General features: G+C 59.5%; 15 protein-coding genes. 13 read left to right on the top strand and 2 right to left on the bottom strand.

The features are described 5' to 3' along the window. The first annotated feature begins 9 nt into the window (after nt 1-9). The 13 genes from B6V76_RS11110 (at nt 10) to B6V76_RS11050 (ending at nt 14,325) form a co-directional block, all read left to right on the top strand. Complete coding sequence (locus tag B6V76_RS11110) at nt 10-3,738, top strand: nitrate reductase subunit alpha (protein WP_078522421.1); 3,729 nt, start codon at nt 10-12, stop codon at nt 3,736-3,738. Continuing rightward, entirely contained in the window at nt 3,735-5,258 is a 1,524-nt protein-coding gene (gene narH / locus B6V76_RS11105) for a nitrate reductase subunit beta (RefSeq protein WP_078549144.1), read from the top strand. The genes B6V76_RS11110 and narH overlap by 4 nt, the downstream gene beginning before the upstream one ends. Continuing rightward, nucleotides 5,258-5,977, top strand: coding sequence for a nitrate reductase molybdenum cofactor assembly chaperone (gene narJ / locus B6V76_RS11100; protein ID WP_078549142.1), 720 nt, complete (start codon nt 5,258-5,260; stop codon nt 5,975-5,977). The genes narH and narJ overlap by 1 nt, the downstream gene beginning before the upstream one ends. A gap of 11 nt (nt 5,978-5,988) precedes the next feature. Continuing rightward, nucleotides 5,989-6,756, top strand: coding sequence for a respiratory nitrate reductase subunit gamma (gene narI / locus B6V76_RS11095; protein ID WP_088727430.1), 768 nt, complete (start codon nt 5,989-5,991; stop codon nt 6,754-6,756). 5 nt (nt 6,757-6,761) lie between these two features. Next, nucleotides 6,762-7,556, top strand: a complete 795-nt coding sequence (locus tag B6V76_RS11090) for a peptidylprolyl isomerase (RefSeq protein ID WP_088727429.1) — start codon at nt 6,762-6,764, stop codon at nt 7,554-7,556. An 11-nt stretch (nt 7,557-7,567) separates the two neighbouring features. Further along, nucleotides 7,568-8,206, top strand: a complete 639-nt coding sequence (locus B6V76_RS11085) for a carbonic anhydrase (RefSeq protein ID WP_078604894.1) — start codon at nt 7,568-7,570, stop codon at nt 8,204-8,206. A gap of 16 nt (nt 8,207-8,222) precedes the next feature. Beyond that, on the top strand, nt 8,223-8,741 hold the full coding sequence (locus B6V76_RS11080) for a DUF2478 domain-containing protein (RefSeq protein WP_078604893.1): 519 nt from the start codon (nt 8,223-8,225) through the stop codon (nt 8,739-8,741). Nucleotides 8,742-8,939: 198 nt separating this feature from the next. Beyond that, nucleotides 8,940-9,485 (top strand): TetR family transcriptional regulator, encoded by a 546-nt coding sequence (locus B6V76_RS11075; protein WP_240497843.1) that lies wholly within the window; start codon nt 8,940-8,942, stop codon nt 9,483-9,485. Between the two features lie 3 nt (nt 9,486-9,488). Then, nucleotides 9,489-10,634, top strand: coding sequence for an efflux RND transporter periplasmic adaptor subunit (locus tag B6V76_RS11070; protein ID WP_078572405.1), 1,146 nt, complete (start codon nt 9,489-9,491; stop codon nt 10,632-10,634). After that, nucleotides 10,631-11,764 carry an ABC transporter permease gene (locus B6V76_RS11065; RefSeq protein ID WP_088727428.1) on the top strand — a complete coding sequence of 378 codons (1,134 nt, stop codon included), beginning with the start codon at nt 10,631-10,633 and terminating at the stop codon, nt 11,762-11,764. Before B6V76_RS11070 ends, B6V76_RS11065 begins: the two co-directional genes overlap by 4 nt. Beyond that, nucleotides 11,754-12,458, top strand: a complete 705-nt coding sequence (locus B6V76_RS11060; protein WP_240497842.1) for an ABC transporter ATP-binding protein — start codon at nt 11,754-11,756, stop codon at nt 12,456-12,458. The genes B6V76_RS11065 and B6V76_RS11060 overlap by 11 nt, the downstream gene beginning before the upstream one ends. 647 nt (nt 12,459-13,105) lie before the next feature. Further along, complete coding sequence (locus tag B6V76_RS11055; protein ID WP_078549130.1) at nt 13,106-13,297, top strand: hypothetical protein; 192 nt, start codon at nt 13,106-13,108, stop codon at nt 13,295-13,297. Beyond that, complete coding sequence (locus tag B6V76_RS11050) at nt 13,294-14,325, top strand: tyrosine-type recombinase/integrase (RefSeq protein WP_088727427.1); 1,032 nt, start codon at nt 13,294-13,296, stop codon at nt 14,323-14,325. The genes B6V76_RS11055 and B6V76_RS11050 overlap by 4 nt, the downstream gene beginning before the upstream one ends. Nucleotides 14,326-15,136: 811 nt before the next feature. Here the strand turns inward: B6V76_RS11050 and B6V76_RS11045 are convergent. Both B6V76_RS11045 and B6V76_RS11040 read right to left on the bottom strand, forming a co-directional pair. Then, nucleotides 15,137-15,676, bottom strand: a complete 540-nt coding sequence (locus tag B6V76_RS11045; RefSeq protein ID WP_206184206.1) for an ImmA/IrrE family metallo-endopeptidase — start codon at nt 15,674-15,676, stop codon at nt 15,137-15,139. Beyond that, nucleotides 15,673-16,029, bottom strand: coding sequence for a transcriptional regulator (locus B6V76_RS11040; RefSeq protein WP_088727426.1), 357 nt, complete (start codon nt 16,027-16,029; stop codon nt 15,673-15,675). Before B6V76_RS11040 ends, B6V76_RS11045 begins: the two co-directional genes overlap by 4 nt. Between the last annotated feature and the right edge of the window lie 20 nt (nt 16,030-16,049).

Raw genomic sequence — 16,049 nt, 5'->3', positions numbered from 1 at the left:
AGACGCGACATGAGCCACTTGCTCGACAGACTTAATTTCCTGCAATCCAAGGAGTTGGAGCAGTTCTCCGACGGCCACGGGCAGGTGACCCGCGAGGACCGTAAATGGGAAGAGACCTATCGGTCCCGCTGGCGTCACGACAAGATCGTCCGCTCGACCCATGGTGTGAACTGCACCGGGTCTTGCAGCTGGAAGATTTACGTGAAGTCGGGGATCGTGACATGGGAGACCCAGCAGACCGATTACCCGCGCACGCGTCCCGGATTGCCCAACCACGAACCGCGCGGCTGTGCCCGCGGCGCCTCCTATAGCTGGTATCTCTATTCCGCAGCGCGGATGAAGCACCCGATGGTGCGTGGCAAGCTGCTGAAAATGTGGCGCGAGATGCGCAAGACCAAGTCGCCAATCGAAGCATGGACTGCCATCCAGAGCGATCCTCTGCTGCGCGCCGAATACACCAAGGCCCGCGGGAAGGGCGGTTTTGTGCGCGCGAGCTGGGACGAAGCTACCGAGATCGCTGCGACCGCCAATGCCTATACTGCAAAGACCTACGGGCCCGATCGCGTCTTCGGCTTCTCGCCGATCCCGGCCATGTCGATGGTCAGCTACGCTGCAGGTGCGCGTTACCTGTCTCTGCTGGGCGGCACCTGTCTGTCCTTCTATGACTGGTATTGCGATCTTCCGCCTGCCTCGCCGCAGACCTGGGGCGAGCAGACCGACGTCCCGGAATCTGCGGATTGGTATAATGCGGGCTATCTGCTGATTTGGGGCTCGAACGTGCCGCAAACCCGCACGCCGGACGCTCATTTCTATACCGAGGCCCGCTACCGCGGCACCAAATCCGCCGTGATTTGCCCTGATTACTCGGAAGCCTCGAAATTCGGTGACATCTGGCTCAATCCCAAGCAGGGCACCGACTCGGCGCTGGCGATGGCGATGGGGCATGTGGTCCTGCGCGAATATCATCTCGACCGTCAGGCCGAGTATTTCGAGGATTATGCGCGTCGCTATTCGGACATGCCGATGCTCGTGCTGCTCGATGAGGAGGATGGCCGCCACATCCCCGGCAAGATGCTTCGGGCTTCGGACCTCGCAGACGGATTGGGTGAGAGCAACAACCCCGAATGGAAGACCGTTGCCTATGATGAAGCCTCCGGGGCGATGGTCGTGCCGAACGGGTCCATCGGTTTCCGTTGGGGGGAAGAGGGCAAGTGGAACCTCGAGGACCGCGCCAGCACGGGAGAGGCGAAGCTTCGGCTTAGCCAGGTTATGGAAGAGTGCCATGACGATGTCGTCGGTGTCGATTTCCCCTATTTCGGCGGCGCCGCTACGGAGAATTTCGTCAAGTGCCAACACCCTGACGTCCTGACCCGAAACGTGCCGGTTAGAAAGGTCACGCTCGCTGATGGCCGCGAGGCCATGGTCGCGACCGTGTTTGACCTCCTTTGTGCGAATTACGGTCTCGATCGTGGTTTGGGGGGCGACTGGGTCAGCCATGACTTCAATGAGGACCTGCCCTACACGCCGAAATGGGCCGAGAAGATCACCGGGGTCTCCGCCGACAAGATCATCGCGGTCGCACGCGAGTTCGCCAGCAATGCCGAAAAGACTCACGGCAAATCCATGGTGATCCTGGGGGCGGGTCTGAACCACTGGTATCATATGGACATGAACTACCGTGGCATCATCAACCTGCTGGTGATGTGCGGTTGCGTCGGTCAGGAAGGTGGTGGTTGGAGCCACTATGTCGGTCAGGAGAAACTGCGCCCGCAAACGGGTTGGCTTCCGCTCGCCTTCGCTCTGGATTGGGGGCGCCCGCCGCGTCAGATGAACGGCACCTCAGCCTTCTATGCCCATTCCGACCAATGGCGTTACGAAACGCTCGGGGTGGACGAGATCCTGTCTCCGACCGCGCCGAAGGGTGACTGGGACATCTCGCTGATCGACTACAACATACGCGCCGAGCGTATGGGGTGGTTGCCTTCGGCGCCGCAACTCAAGACGAACCCGCTTGAGGTCACCAAGGCTGCCAAGGCAGCGGGCATGGATCCCAAAGACTACGTGGCCGAAAAGCTGAAGTCCGGTGAGCTGCAGATGTCCTGCGAGGACCCTGACGCTCCTGAAAACTGGATGCGCAATCTCTATGTGTGGCGCTCGAACCTCTTGGGTTCGTCGGGCAAGGGGCACGAATATTTCATTCGTCACCTACTCGGCACCGACAGCGGGATTCTCGGAAAGGATCTCGGCGAGGAAGGTCGGGCGAAGCCGAAGGAGGCCGTTTGGCATGACGAGGCACCGGAAGGCAAACTCGACCTGCTCGTTTGCATCGACTTCCGTATGTCGACGACCGCAGTCTATTCCGACGTCGTTCTGCCGACCGCTTCGTGGTATGAGAAGAACGACCTCAACACCTCGGACATGCACCCGTTCATTCACCCGCTTCAAGCGGCTGTAGACCCAGCTTACGAGTCGAAGTCCGACTGGGAGATCTTCAAGGCGATCGCCAAGAAATTCCAAGAGGTTTCGCCGGAGGTTCTTGGTCAGGAAACCGACATTGTCCAGGCGCCGATCCTGCACGACACGGCAGGCGAATTGGCTCAGCCCGAGGTGCGCGATTGGAAGAAGGGTGAATGCGACCTGATCCCGGGTAAAACCGCGCCTAACTACGTCACTGTCGAGCGTGACTACGGTGCGATCTACGATCGGTATGTGGCGCTCGGTCCGCTGATGGACAAGCTGGGCAATGGCGGCAAGGGCATTGGCTGGGATACCAAGCACGAGGTCGAAGCGCTTCGCAAACTCAATGGCGAATGGGAGGATGGTCCCACCAAAGGTTGTCCGAAAATCGATACCGACATCGACGCAACCGAGGTGATCCTAATGCTCGCGCCCGAAACCAACGGCGAGGTTGCGGTCAAGGCTTGGGGGGCGCTCGAGAAGCCCACCGGCCGCGGGCATAAGCACCTTGCCGAAGGGCAGGAGCACACGAAGATCCGCTTCCGTGATATCGCCGCGCAACCGCGCAAGATCATCTCGTCCCCGACCTGGTCGGGTATCGAGAGCGAGGAAGTCTGCTACAACGCCGGCTACACCAACGTGCATGAGCTGATCCCATGGCGCACCCTTTCAGGTCGTCAGCAGCTCTATCAGGACCACCTCTGGATGCGCGCTTTCGGCGAGGGCTTCGTGTCCTATCGTCCGCCGGTCGACCTGAAGACTGTGACGCAAGATGTGCTCGCCGGCGACGACAAGCATGTTGTGCTGAACTTCATCACTCCGCACCAGAAGTGGGGCATCCACTCCACCTATACCGACAACCTGCTGATGCTCACGCTGAACCGCGGCGGGCCGGTGGTCTGGATTTCGGAGACCGACGCGAAGAAAGCGGGAATCGAAGATAACGACTGGGTTGAAGCCTACAACGTTAACGGCGCGCTGACCGCGCGGGCGGTTGTCTCGCAGCGGATGAAGGAAGGCACGATCTTCATGTATCACGCCCAGGAGAAGATCGTGAATACGCCCGGCTCTCAGAAGACCGGCCTGCGTGGAGGCATCCACAATTCGGTGACCCGCGCGACGCTCAAGCCCACGCATATGATCGGTGGCTACGCTCAGCTTTCCTACGGGTTCAACTACTACGGCACCGTGGGTGCGAACCGCGACGAATTCGTCGTGGTCCGCAAGATGAAGAAGATCGACTGGCTCGATGAGCCCGCTACCCAGGAGGCAGCAGAATGAGAGTCCGCGCACAAATCGGCATGGTGCTGAACCTCGACAAATGTATCGGGTGTCACACCTGCTCCGTGACTTGCAAGAACGTCTGGACCAGCCGCGACGGTGTCGAATACGCTTGGTTCAACAACGTCGAGACTAAGCCCGGCACCGGCTACCCGACCGACTGGGAAAATCAGAAACGCTGGAACGGTGGCTGGAAACGCACCCGTTCCGGTAAGCTGATCCCGCGGCAGGGTTCGAAATGGCGGATCGTGGCGAATATCTTCGCCAACCCCGACCTGCCTGCGATCGACGATTATTATGAGCCGTTCGATTTCGACTACGAGCATCTCGCCAACGCGCCCGAGATGAAGGCTTTTCCGACCGCCCGCCCGCGCTCCAAGATCACTGGCGAACGGATCGAGAAAATCGAAAAGGGGCCGAACTGGGAAGAAATCCTTGGCGGCGAATTCTCGAAACGCTCGAAGGACTACAACTTCGAGGGGGTGCAGAAGGAGATCTACGGGGAATACGAGAACACCTTCATGATGTATCTGCCGCGACTGTGCGAGCATTGCCTTAATCCGGCCTGTGCAGCGTCGTGTCCTTCGGGTGCGATCTACAAACGTGAGGAAGACGGCATCGTCCTGATCGACCAGGAAAAATGCCGCGGCTGGCGGATGTGCGTCTCGGGCTGCCCCTACAAGAAGGTCTATTACAACTGGTCGACCGGAAAATCCGAGAAATGCACCCTGTGCTACCCGCGGATCGAGAGCGGCAACCCGACCGTTTGTTCGGAAACCTGCGTGGGCCGGATTCGGTATCTCGGCGTCATGCTCTATGATGCCGACAAGATCGAGCAAGCGGCGAATGCGCCCTCCGAGCAGCAGCTCTATGACGCGCAGCTCGACGTGTTCCTCGATCCCAACGATCCGGTCGTAATCGAGGCCGCACGAGCCGATGGCGTTCCGGAGGAATGGATCAAGTCGGCGCAGCAAAGCCCGATCTGGAAGATGGCGATGGAGTGGAAGGTCGCCTTCCCGCTGCATCCCGAATACCGGACGCTGCCGATGGTCTGGTATATTCCGCCGCTCTCACCGATCCAGAACGCCGCCGAGGCGGGCGCGATCGGCATGGATGGCGCGATGCCGGACGTGAAGAGCCTGCGTATTCCGCTGCGCTACCTCGCCAACATGCTGACAGCCGGTGACGAGGCGCCGATCGCTACCGCGCTTGAGCGGATGCTTGCGATGCGTTCCTACATGCGGGCCAAGACCGTCGACGGGGTTCGCGACGAAGGGATCGCCGCACGTGTCGGTCTCTCGGGTCGTGTGATCGAGGATATGTATAAGATCATGGCGCTCGCCGATTACGAGGACCGCTTCGTGATCCCGACGACCCATCGTGAACAGGTCGAGGATGCCTATGACCTGCGCGCGGGCACCGGGTTCACCGATTGCAACGGCTGCTCGACCGGGATCTCGAAGGGCTCGCTCTTCGGGGGCTCCAAAAGACCGCTCAAGATGCCGCAGGAGGTGCAGTGATGGACCATCAACTCAACGATCGCACGCTCAAGGCCTTCTCGGTCCTGCTGAGCTATCCGACGCAGGAACTGCAACAAGCGATGCCGGAAATCGGGGGCGTTCTCGCCTCCGAGACGCGGCTCACGGCGGCGGCACGGCGGGACTTGCGCCCGCTGATCGAAGAACTCGGTGCCCGTGACATCTACGCGCTCGAAGAGGACTATGTGATGCTCTTCGACCGCTCGCGCAGCCTGTCGCTCAACCTCTTCGAACATGTCCATGGAGAAAGCCGTGATCGTGGCGGTGCCATGGTCGACCTGCTCGAGACCTATCGTGCGGCAGGTTTTGAGCCAGCAACGACCGAACTGCCCGACCATCTTCCCGTGCTGCTCGAGTTCCTTGCGGCTCGTCCGCCCGAGGAAGCGCGCGATATGCTAGCGGATGCAGCCCATATCCTCGCTGCGGTCGGGGAACGGTTGGGCAAGCGCGAGAGCGCCTATGCGGCGATCTTCACGGCGCTCGTGCAAATGTCGGGTGAGATGGCTGACGAGGAGGCTGTGGCCGAGATTCTCGCGCGACCTGATCCGTCCCCCGACGATCTCGAGGAGATCGACAAGATCTGGGAAGAAACCGAGGTTACCTTCGGTCCCGACCCGAATGCAGGCTGTCCGCAGGTGCGCGACATGCTCGCGCAGATGGATCCGCCCAAACTGCGCCACGCGAAAACCGCGGCGGAATGACGGAGGCTCAGATGAATACGTTTCTCTTTGGCATCTACCCCTACATCGCACTTTCCGTGCTCTTCCTGGGATCGATCGCGCGTTACGATCGTGATCCCTTCACTTGGAAAACCTCGTCGAGCCAGTTGCTGCGACAGCGTCATTTCGCGATCGCATCGATCCTGTTCCATGTCGGGGTTCTTGTGATCTTCGTGGGCCATGTCGTCGGCCTTCTGACGCCGATCTGGGTATTCGACATGCTCCATGTCAGCCACGGCGCCAAACAAATCCTCGCAATCGTGGCAGGCGGGATCGCGGGCGTGATGGCGACGATCGGCGGCGGGATGCTGCTCTATCGCCGCTGGACCGACCAACGTATCCGGTTGACGTCGAGCTTTGCCGATATCGCGATCCTCGTGCTCCTGCTGGCTCAGCTTCTGCTCGGTCTCGGGACGGTTCCGGTGAGCTGGCAACACTCCGACGGTCACGAGATGGTCAAGTTCATGACATGGGCGCAGATGATCTGGACGTTCCAGCCGGGTGCTGCGGACTATGTCGCGGGCGCGGCGCTTGTGTTCAAGCTGCACATCGCGCTCGGACTGACCATTTTCCTGTTGGTCCCCTTCACCCGCCTCGTTCACATAGCTTCGGGGATCTTCGCGCCGCTACGTTATTTGCTGCTGCGCCCCGGTTATCAGATCGTGCGGTCTCGCCGGAGCTCCAAGTTGCCTGAGCGCAGTGCTGCCGACATCAATAAGGGGCGTATCGCTGCGGCGAAGCGACCTTCGGCTGCGGAGTGAGAGTAATGACCAAACCGCTCTTTCCCGATGTCGTCGTGAATGGCCAGACTATCCCTTCCGCGGCGATTGCTGCGGAAGCCCAGCATCATAACGGCCCGAGTGACAAACCCGGCATTGCCTGGCGCAAGGCGGCCAATGCGCTCGCGGTTCGCGCGCTTCTTCTGCAAGAAGCGGAGCACCGTGCGATTGACGCCGACCCTCAGGATGTCGCTCCGGGACAGATCGAGACCGAGGACGAGGCTCTGATCCGTGCGCTTCTCGAGGATGCCGTCGAGGTGACGCCTCCCTCCGAGGAGGATATCCAAGTCGAATGGAGCCGTGATCCCACGCGGTTCCGCGCCCCGCCGCTTTGGGAAGCCGCGCATATACTGATCGCCTGCGATCCGCGCAACGAGGCGCAACGCGAGACAGCTGAGGCCCGCGCGCGCGCCTTGGCGACAGAGGCGATCGAAAAACCCAAAAGCTTTGCGCGTCTAGCCAAGGAGAATAGCGACTGCTCGTCGCGCGGCGAGGGCGGCTTCCTCGGCCAGCTCGGCCCGGGCGACACCGTTCCTGAGTTCGAGAAAGCGCTGCGTGCGCTTGGCGAAGGAGAGCTTACCGCGGAGCCCGTGCTCAGTCGCTTCGGCTGGCATGTGATCCGGCTCGATGCGGTCGCCGAAGGCGCTCCACTGCCATACGAGACCGTGCGTCCGCGTATTGCCGAAGCGATGGAGAAGGCAGCCTGGACACGCGCAGTGCGCGCCTTCGTGGCGGAGCTCGCCGCACGAGCAGATATCTCTGGGGTCGATCTGGCGGCATAGGGACGAAAGCGATGCTGAGCGATCTTTTCACCCGCAACCGCACTTGGTCGGAACGCCGCAAGGCGGAGGAGCCTGGCTATTTCTCACGTCTTGCGACGCGGCAAAACCCGGAGTTCTTCTGGGTTGGTTGCGCCGATAGCCGCGTGCCTGCGAATGTTGTTGCGGGGCTTGATCCCGGCGAGGTCTTCGTCCACCGGAACGTCGCCAACGTCGTGCATTCTTCAGACATGAACTTGCTGAGTGCGCTTGAATTTGCCGTCGAAAGCCTTGGTATTCGCGAGATTATCGTCTGTGGTCATTACGGCTGCGGCGGGGTCAAGGCGGCGACCGAGGATATGCTGGGCGGTCTGACGGATCACTGGCTCGAGCCCATTCGTCGCCTGGCGCGCGCTTACGCGATCGATCTTGGCCAACTGGCCGAGATCGAGTCCCGACGCGACAGGCTGGCGGAGCTCAATGTGATCGAGGGCGTGCGGCGTATTGCTGAGACACCAATTCTTCAGCGCGCTTGGGCCGCCGGCGAGCCAGTCAAGGTTCACGGACTAATCTATGGCCTCAAGGACGGCGTGCTTGCCGATCTTGACTGCACGATCACCCGCGCCAGTGTTTTCGGTGAGGATGTTCCGCATCTGAGCACTGCAGCGGATTGAACGGAAAGGACAAAAGATGTTTCCCATTGCCGCTATCGAAAGCCCCGGTCGGGGCGACGCGGACTTCCTGATGGCGCGATTTGCGCGACAGACGATTTCGCGAGGACTTCGCGTGTGTGGCGTTGTGCAGGTCAATATCGATCGACCCCAAAGCCACGCTTGCGACATGGACATCCAGGTCCTGCCCAATGGACCCGTTCTATCGATCTCTCAGGCACTCGGCGCGGGATCTCGCGGATGCCGTCTTGATCCCGCCGCGCTCGAGACCTCCGTCGCGGCGGTGTCACGCAGTCTCGCCGACGGGCCCGATCTGCTCGTGGTGAACAAGTTCGGCAAAATGGAAGCTGAAGGGCGCGGGTTTCGCCCGGTTATCGCGGAGGCGGTCACGCGGGGCATTCCCGTCCTCGTGGGCATCAACGGCCTGAACGAACATGCTTATGACGAGTTTACGGGCGGATATGGTTGTCGCCTTCCTTTCTCACTCAAGGCGCTCAACGACTGGTTCGACGAAGCGCGAGGTCTTGTGGGCACCTGAGGGGCCACCGAGGGCGCTTTCGATTTCGTAAATTCCGAGAGCAATGGTCGCTGGCAATGCGGGATTGGTTTCAGTTCAAAGAGCCAGTTGACGTTTCGACAGCTGTCCCCTAGTAAGTAATCAATAACTAACTAAGGGCATGTGATGCGAAAATCCGCAGATCTACGAAAAGCAGAAATCGTCTCGACCGTCCTCGAGATGGCCGACCAGATCGGCCCTGATCGCGTGACTACGAATGCGGTCGCGAAACAGATCGGGCTGACACAGGCGGCTCTGTTCCGGCACTTCCCGTCCAAGGCGGAGCTTTGGGGTGCGGTCGCCGAACATGTCACCGGCACCCTGGCGGCAGCCTGGGAGGCAGCGCTCGAGGGTGTGTCAGATCCGCTGGAGCGGGTGCGCGCATTGGTGGCGGCACAGCTTGGGGTGATCGCGCACACTCCGGCGATCCCAATGCTCCTGTTCTCGCGAGAATTGACGACCGAGAACGAAGTTCTGCGCGGGGCTTTTCGGGAGCGCCTAAGCGTATTTCATGAAACGCTTGAGGCGGACATCGCCGCCGCACAGGCACAGGGGCGGATAACGGTCGATCTCACGCCGCGTGATGCTGCTTATCTGCTGAGCTCGCTTGTCCAGGGCGCCGCGATCCGATGGGCGCTCGGGCCGCGCACGACTTCAATGGAAGAGACCGGGCTGGCGCTGCTGGATGTGCAACTGCGCTTGCTCGAATGCAGGAAGGATGGCTGAGAGATGCGTAAGAGCTGGTTTGTCGTCGGTGTAGCCGCAGTCGCGCTGGCGGTTGGGATCTGGGTGCTGCGCCACCGTCCGCTGCCGGTAACGGTGCTTTCGCCAGAGACGGATGTCACGCTCCGGATTTATGGTTTGGGAACAGTTGAGGCACGTGTGCTGAGCGCCGTTGGCTTCGAACTGGGGGGCGCCGTGCAGAGCCTGTCAGCAGATGCTGGTGATCGTGTTATGGCTGGGCAGGAATTGGCGCGTTTGCATCCCGAAGAACAACAGGCGCGCGTTGCCCAGGCTGATGCGGGGGTGGAAGCGGCACGTGCAGCGCTCGCCAAGGCGGAAGCTGCCCTGCCACGCGCTCAGGCGGTTTTGTCACAGCGCGAGGCGGCCAATACGCGCCAGCAGGAACTTGCACGAACGGATCGCGCCTCAAAGCAGAGCGCGGAGGAAACCCAGCGCGATCTCGATGTGGCGCGCGCCGATCTCGCGGTGGCCGAAACCGAGCTGATGGTGCTGCGGGCTCAGGCGGCGGAAGCGGATGCTAATCTGCAATCGGCCCGCACGCTTCTGGAAAAACACGTTCTGGCGGCGCCCTATGATGCCTTGATCATTGCGCGCAAGGCCGAGGCCGGCACGGTGGTCAAGGCGGGTGACACGATCTTCAGCCTGATTGATCCGCAGACGATCTGGATTCAGGCCTATATCGACGAGGAGCGCGCGGGTCAGCTTGCGCTGGGGCAGGTGGGCGCCATCCGTCTTCGTTCGCGCTCGCAACAAGAGTTTCATGGCGAAATCGTGCGGATCGGGCTGGAAAGCGACCGCGTCAACGAGGAGCGCAAGGTCTGGCTCGCCTGCACGGATTGCCCCGCCGAAATGTATCTGGGCGAACAGGCTGAGACTCTGGTCACGACTGGTCATCGCGATCAGGCGTTGATGGTGCCCGAGGTCGATATCACGGGCTTCGACGGTGCTTCGGGAACGGTCTGGATCGCGCAGGATGGTGCGCTCGCGCAGGCGACCCTGGAATTCGGTGCGCGCGACGATCTCGGCCGCGCAGAGGTGACGGACGGTCTGCCGGAAGGCGCAGAGGTTGTTTCGCCGGTTCCCAAAGGCGCGGTCGAAGGCCGAAAGGTGAGCGTCGAGGTGGACGAATGAATCTTGCGCTCAAGGATATCCGGCATAGCCTGTTTCGCTTTGTCCTGACCTGCTTCGGGTTGGGGTTACTGATGACTGTCGTGCTGGCGATGATCGGGATTTATAACGGTCTTGTTTCGGATGCACTTGCGGCGGTTAAAGCACCGCGCGCAGATCTCTGGGTCGTTGAGGCGAATACTCAGGGGCCCTTTGCCGAGGCGTCTTCGCTACCTTCCGCGACGCGCGATGCGGTGGCGCGCCTTCCGGGGATCTCTGACGCGGGCGCGATCACTTACCAGACGATCGAGGCACAGCTCGGGACGCAGACGCTCCGGCTATATGTTATAGGTTACGAGCGCGGTCGTCCGGGAGGTCCCTTCACCATCACTGATGGGCGTGGGCTTGGGCGCAGCCACTACGAATTGGTGGCCGATCGAAAGTCAGGGCTTCAGGTCGGCGACACGATCCGTATCGGACGTAACCGGTTTACCGTCGTCGGGCTGACAGAAAATGCGATGAACTCCGGCGGTGACCCCGCGGTCTTCATGACGCTTTCCGATGCAATGGCTTTGCAAAGCGAACTCGATCCCGCTGCCGAGAGGGTCCGCGCGGCGCGTGGCGCTACGTCGCCAGACGCCAGCAATGTCGCCGCAGTAATTGCACGGATTGAGCCCGATGCCGATGTTGAGCGGGTGGCTACGACGATCAGGCAATGGAAGCATTTGGGCGCTCTGACCCAGGCACAGCAAGAAGAACTTTTGCTCGCATCGGTCGTCGATCGCGCACGCCGCCAGATCGGGCTGTTTCTGGGAATCCTGCTGACGGTCTCGGCAGTGGTGATAGCGCTGATCATCTACACGATGACGATGGAGAAGCTTAAACAGATCGCGACGCTCAAGCTGATCGGGGCACCAGATCGCACGATCCTCGGTCTCATCGTTCAGCAGGCTCTGATCCTGGGAATTTCCGGCTGGGCGATCGGGCTGTCTTTGATTTTGCTGGTGAAAGACAATTTTCCTCGCCGTGTTGTGCTGGAGCCCACCAACGCATTGGTGCTTGCCGGGATCATCGTTGGTGTCTGCATCGTGGCCTCCGGGCTCGGTATCCGTGCCGCGCTCAAGGTCGACCCTGCGACGGCGATTGGAGGCTGAGATGGCAATTGGTGATCTTCTCGTCGATGTGTCAGGCGTAGCCAAGCATTATGGCGAGGGTGAAACACGCGTCGATGCATTGCGCGTGGTCGAATTGCAGATCCATGCGGGCGAGGTGGTGGCGATGCTCGGCCCTTCGGGTTCGGGAAAGACCACACTGCTCAACATTATCGGCTGCATTGTTGACCCCTCGGCAGGCCGTCTCTTGCTTGATGGCGAGACGGTGTTTGACGGCCGATGGCTGCGTGGCAACCTGCGCCAACTTCGTCTCGACAAGATCGGCTTCATCTTTCAGGCGCATAACTTGCTTCCGTTCCTCACAGCCGAAGAGAATGTCTCGGTGGTGCTGAATCTCGCGGGCTGGAAGCCTGCGGCGGCGAAAGCACGGGCACGCGAATTGCTGGATTATCTCGAGGTCGGACATCGCGCCGGGGTCAAGCCCGCGCATCTGTCAGGCGGGGAAGCGCAGCGCGTTGCCATCGCGCGCGCGCTGGCGAACCGACCCCGGATCATTCTTGCCGACGAGCCAACGGCGGCTCTCGATTCCGTGCGGGCTCAGCTTGTGATGGATTTGTTGCGAAAGCTCGCAGTCGAGCAGGAAGCCTGTATTCTCACCGTGACGCATGACGAGAAAATCTTCGACCGCTTCGATCGGCTGATCCATCTCCGCGACGGGGCACTGATCGAAGCGTGAGGAATTTCCGCGAAGAAGGCGTTGCGTCGCTTGTCTTCCGAATATTGGGGCTGCGCGGCAAAGGTTCATCTTCTGCACAAACAGGAGGTGCTATTCGCTTCTGTGAAAGATGCCTCGGGGGAATGTCATGAAGGTGCGCTTTTTGCCGAGAATTTCGCGTTGGTCGCGCGTTTCAGCTTGTTTGCAGACGCTGAAGTAGTTGGGTGACACTCGAGGCGGAGTGGGGAGCGTTACTGATGCAGCACGACGAAGGCCGTCCTTTGCGTGCTGAAGGTTGTGAAATCTTCTTTTGCCGGAGCGTTCGAGTTGGATGTCATCTGAGGTCTCCCACGTGTTCCGAACACGTGATTGAAGAAAACTTCGTGTGCTCGATCCGCGCGGTTTATTCACAAGAGAATGGTTGCCGATCCAGGTCGAAGTAAAGAAAATCAAAGCTCCAGATCAATCAAGCTAATCCTCACGCCGAAGCAGAAGAGCCGCGCCTGGGCCCATGTGGCGTAGGGAGCGGCTACATCCTGTCCACGATTTCCTGTGGATTGAGGAACGAAACCTCTTCGGTATTTCACCCCAAAGCACCACAATAGGGAGTGCGGGGCCAAAACCTCGGAAATTCAGGTCCCAAGAGGGAATATCGCTAGGAAAAGAAGATGGCCACAAGCCCCCAGGCACACTCGAAAAGACTTGTCGCCACACTTGTGCGCGAATTGTCCGACGCTGGATTGGCCGGCGCGCGGATCGAGATTAAGCCAGATGGCTGTGTCATCCTCCACATGACGAAGATTGAACAAGAACACCCTGATGACTTCCTCAGCGGTGATCTGAGGATGGGGAAGAAATGACGAGGAGAGCGCTCCCTAAATATGTCTACGAAGATCGTGAGTATGTTCGGTTTATTCGCCGGGCTCGCGGCCAGTCAGAGATGATGCATGAGGAACCGGGGTCGCCAGAATTCTGGGATCATTATAATCGGCTTCTTAAGGCAGAAAAGTCAGCTCCTTCCAAGAGGAACTTTGAGGCCCTTATTCTAAGCTATTATGAAAGCGAGGCTTTTCAGAAACTCGCTCCCCGCACGAAAAGCGACTACCACAAGTATATTAGCCATATTCGAGATATTTGGGGCGATTATGAGCCGGCTAAGATCGAAACAACGCACATCTACGAGTTACAGCAAGCGAACAGGCATCATTGGCGCCAAGCGAACTATCTCGTTCAGGTTATGGTGGTGCTCCTCAACCATGCAAGACTGAAAGGCTTTATTAAAGGAACCGGTGACAAAACCGCGGCGCATGGCGTTCCTCTCCTGAAGCAAAAAAGTGACGGCTGGGAGCCGTGGCCGCAGGATGTGCGCGAAGAGTTCGAAGAAATTGCGACAGCGAGAGCAAGGCTTGTTTACGAACTTTGTATCGGGACCGGCCAGCGCATTGGCGATGTGGTGAAGATCCGTTGGGGCGACCTTTCGGAGGGCGTCTATCGGGTTAAGCAAGGCAAAACTGACAAGGAGTTGTGGATCCCGCTCACCGAACGCTTGGCGGAGTATCTATCTGCGGTTCCCAAGAAGGGACTTAACGTGATCACAGATGCGAAGGGGCGGCCAGTAAGCTACCGCATGATCGCCGAGGAGATGCGTAAGGTGAAGGCAAGCATGAAGCACCCGCAAGCTAAGAAATATGTCACGCACGGTCTACGCAAGAATGCGACGATCGAGCTCTACTTAGCTGGATGCGACGACGAAATGGTGAAGGCCGTCACAGGTCACTCGGGCGTAGAAATGCTGAAAAAATATGGTGGTGAGGTCCGACAGCGACTTTTTGCACAGCAGGCCCAAGAAGCCCGGAATCGAATGGAACAGAACAAGAAGGGAACGTGAAAGTTTCAACGCTTGTTTCAACATCCGATTTCTGAACGAGAAAGCGCGACGTAAGTCATTGAAATATTTGGAGGCGAGTACCGGAATCGAACCGGTGTACACGGATTTGCAATCCGCGCGCATTGTTTTTGTTTTCAATAAGTTATGGCGGAAAGTTCCGGCGGACATATGGCGAACCTAGGGTGAATGTCGGAACCAACTTCTTGAATGAATGGCAGTGAGAGCGCCGCGTAGTTGCCCTTTTAAACCTGCGGGCTAGGGGATGTGTCGCTTCTGAGAGGAAAACCCCTCAGAAGCTTTAGGAACGGTTGGTTATTTGGGGCGCCGGATGGTTTCGACGACATGCGTGGATTTCTTCTTCTGCGCAGTCTTCACCGTCGTAAAACGGCCCGTTTTGGCGCTACGGCCGATCTTGATGCTCTTCTTTGCCATGGGATTACCTCATTCGTTGGCAAGTTTCGGAAAGATGAGCGGCGCAGCCGCTCATCTAAGCTTTGAGGTCCTTACTCGGGGACCAGAATGGGCCAAGCCCGCAGCCCAAACGCTTTCGCGTAGAGCCGTTCGCCGGTTTGCGGGCACGTCCGCCAAGGGCGGAAAACGTACCGGTAGCCAGCAGGAGGGGGTGTGTGACGCTTGGTCATAGCACTCTCCACTTCGGGGCGTATCTTGCCATTTGGCCCGAAATGCGCTAAGAGCAGTCCTTGCGAAGGAGACTGATTTGCGCTTCCGGGAGGCTCTGCATCGTCAAGCCCCTGATGCACGATGAAGAAATCTGTTTGGAGGCTCGGGCGGCAACCTGAGCCTTCTTTCTTTACCGACCCCCACTCTTGCGGATCGAACGGAGGCGGTGATGGGCTGCGTCCCAAGAGACGCCGAACCTGTCCACCAAGTCCTGTTCGCGGTCCGTTGCGTAGATGAAGGTCTGCGGCATGAGGAATTGCGCAGCGAATTGATTCGCTTGAGGTTCTGCGAGGCAGTAGGGTTTGGTGCCGTCCCCACGCTTCGCCCGAGCCAGTGGCACGTTCGTATGAAGCGCCCAGTGGCCGAGCTCATGAGCGGCGGTGAACCGCGCGCGTCCTTCTCCGGCGCAAGCCTTCTCATACACGTCCTCACGGAGCATGATGAATTCGCCGTTCGGGCAGGTATAGCCTTCCGCACTGCCCATCTCGTGATGGGAGCCTACTTCGAAGCGCAGCATCCCCAGTTGGTAGTCAAGGACCTGCTCGATCAGCTCGACTACCGGTGCCTCAGGGAAGGCGTCTAGGCCAAACTGCCGGCGGAAGTGTTCAGCCCTTCCGCCGATGGCCGCCCAGCTCATGGGCGGCACTTTGTAGTCATCACCAGCACTCATTTTGTTTCCTTCTTGCTGAGGATCTGGAAGATGCTTTTGAGCTCATCATCAGATAGGCTGTCCATGCGTCGAGCCATGAGCCCAGCCGTGTCTCGGGCCAGCGGACTGTCAGCCTCGATGGTGAATGCTTTCCGAGACCGATCAGCGGCGCGGCGCAGCACGTCCGCAGCGTCCCCAGCAAGCCGATAGGCTTTGATGACAAGTTCTTCAAAGCCCGAGGGCGGGCTTTTCGTCCCGCGTTCGACGGCGGAAATGAAAGCCGAGGACTTATTCAAACGCTGTGACATATCCAGCAGGCGTTCGTCCTCATCAATACGAAGTTTCCGCAGCTCCTTCCCGATTTCTGTGGTCATCCTTGCTCTCCTGGTGGTTT

The organism is Thioclava sp. IC9, from assembly GCF_002213225.1.
In the GTDB taxonomy this organism is placed as follows: Bacteria; Pseudomonadota; Alphaproteobacteria; order Rhodobacterales; family Rhodobacteraceae; genus Thioclava; species Thioclava nitratireducens.
This window is presented reverse-complemented; position numbering and strand designations above follow the sequence as displayed.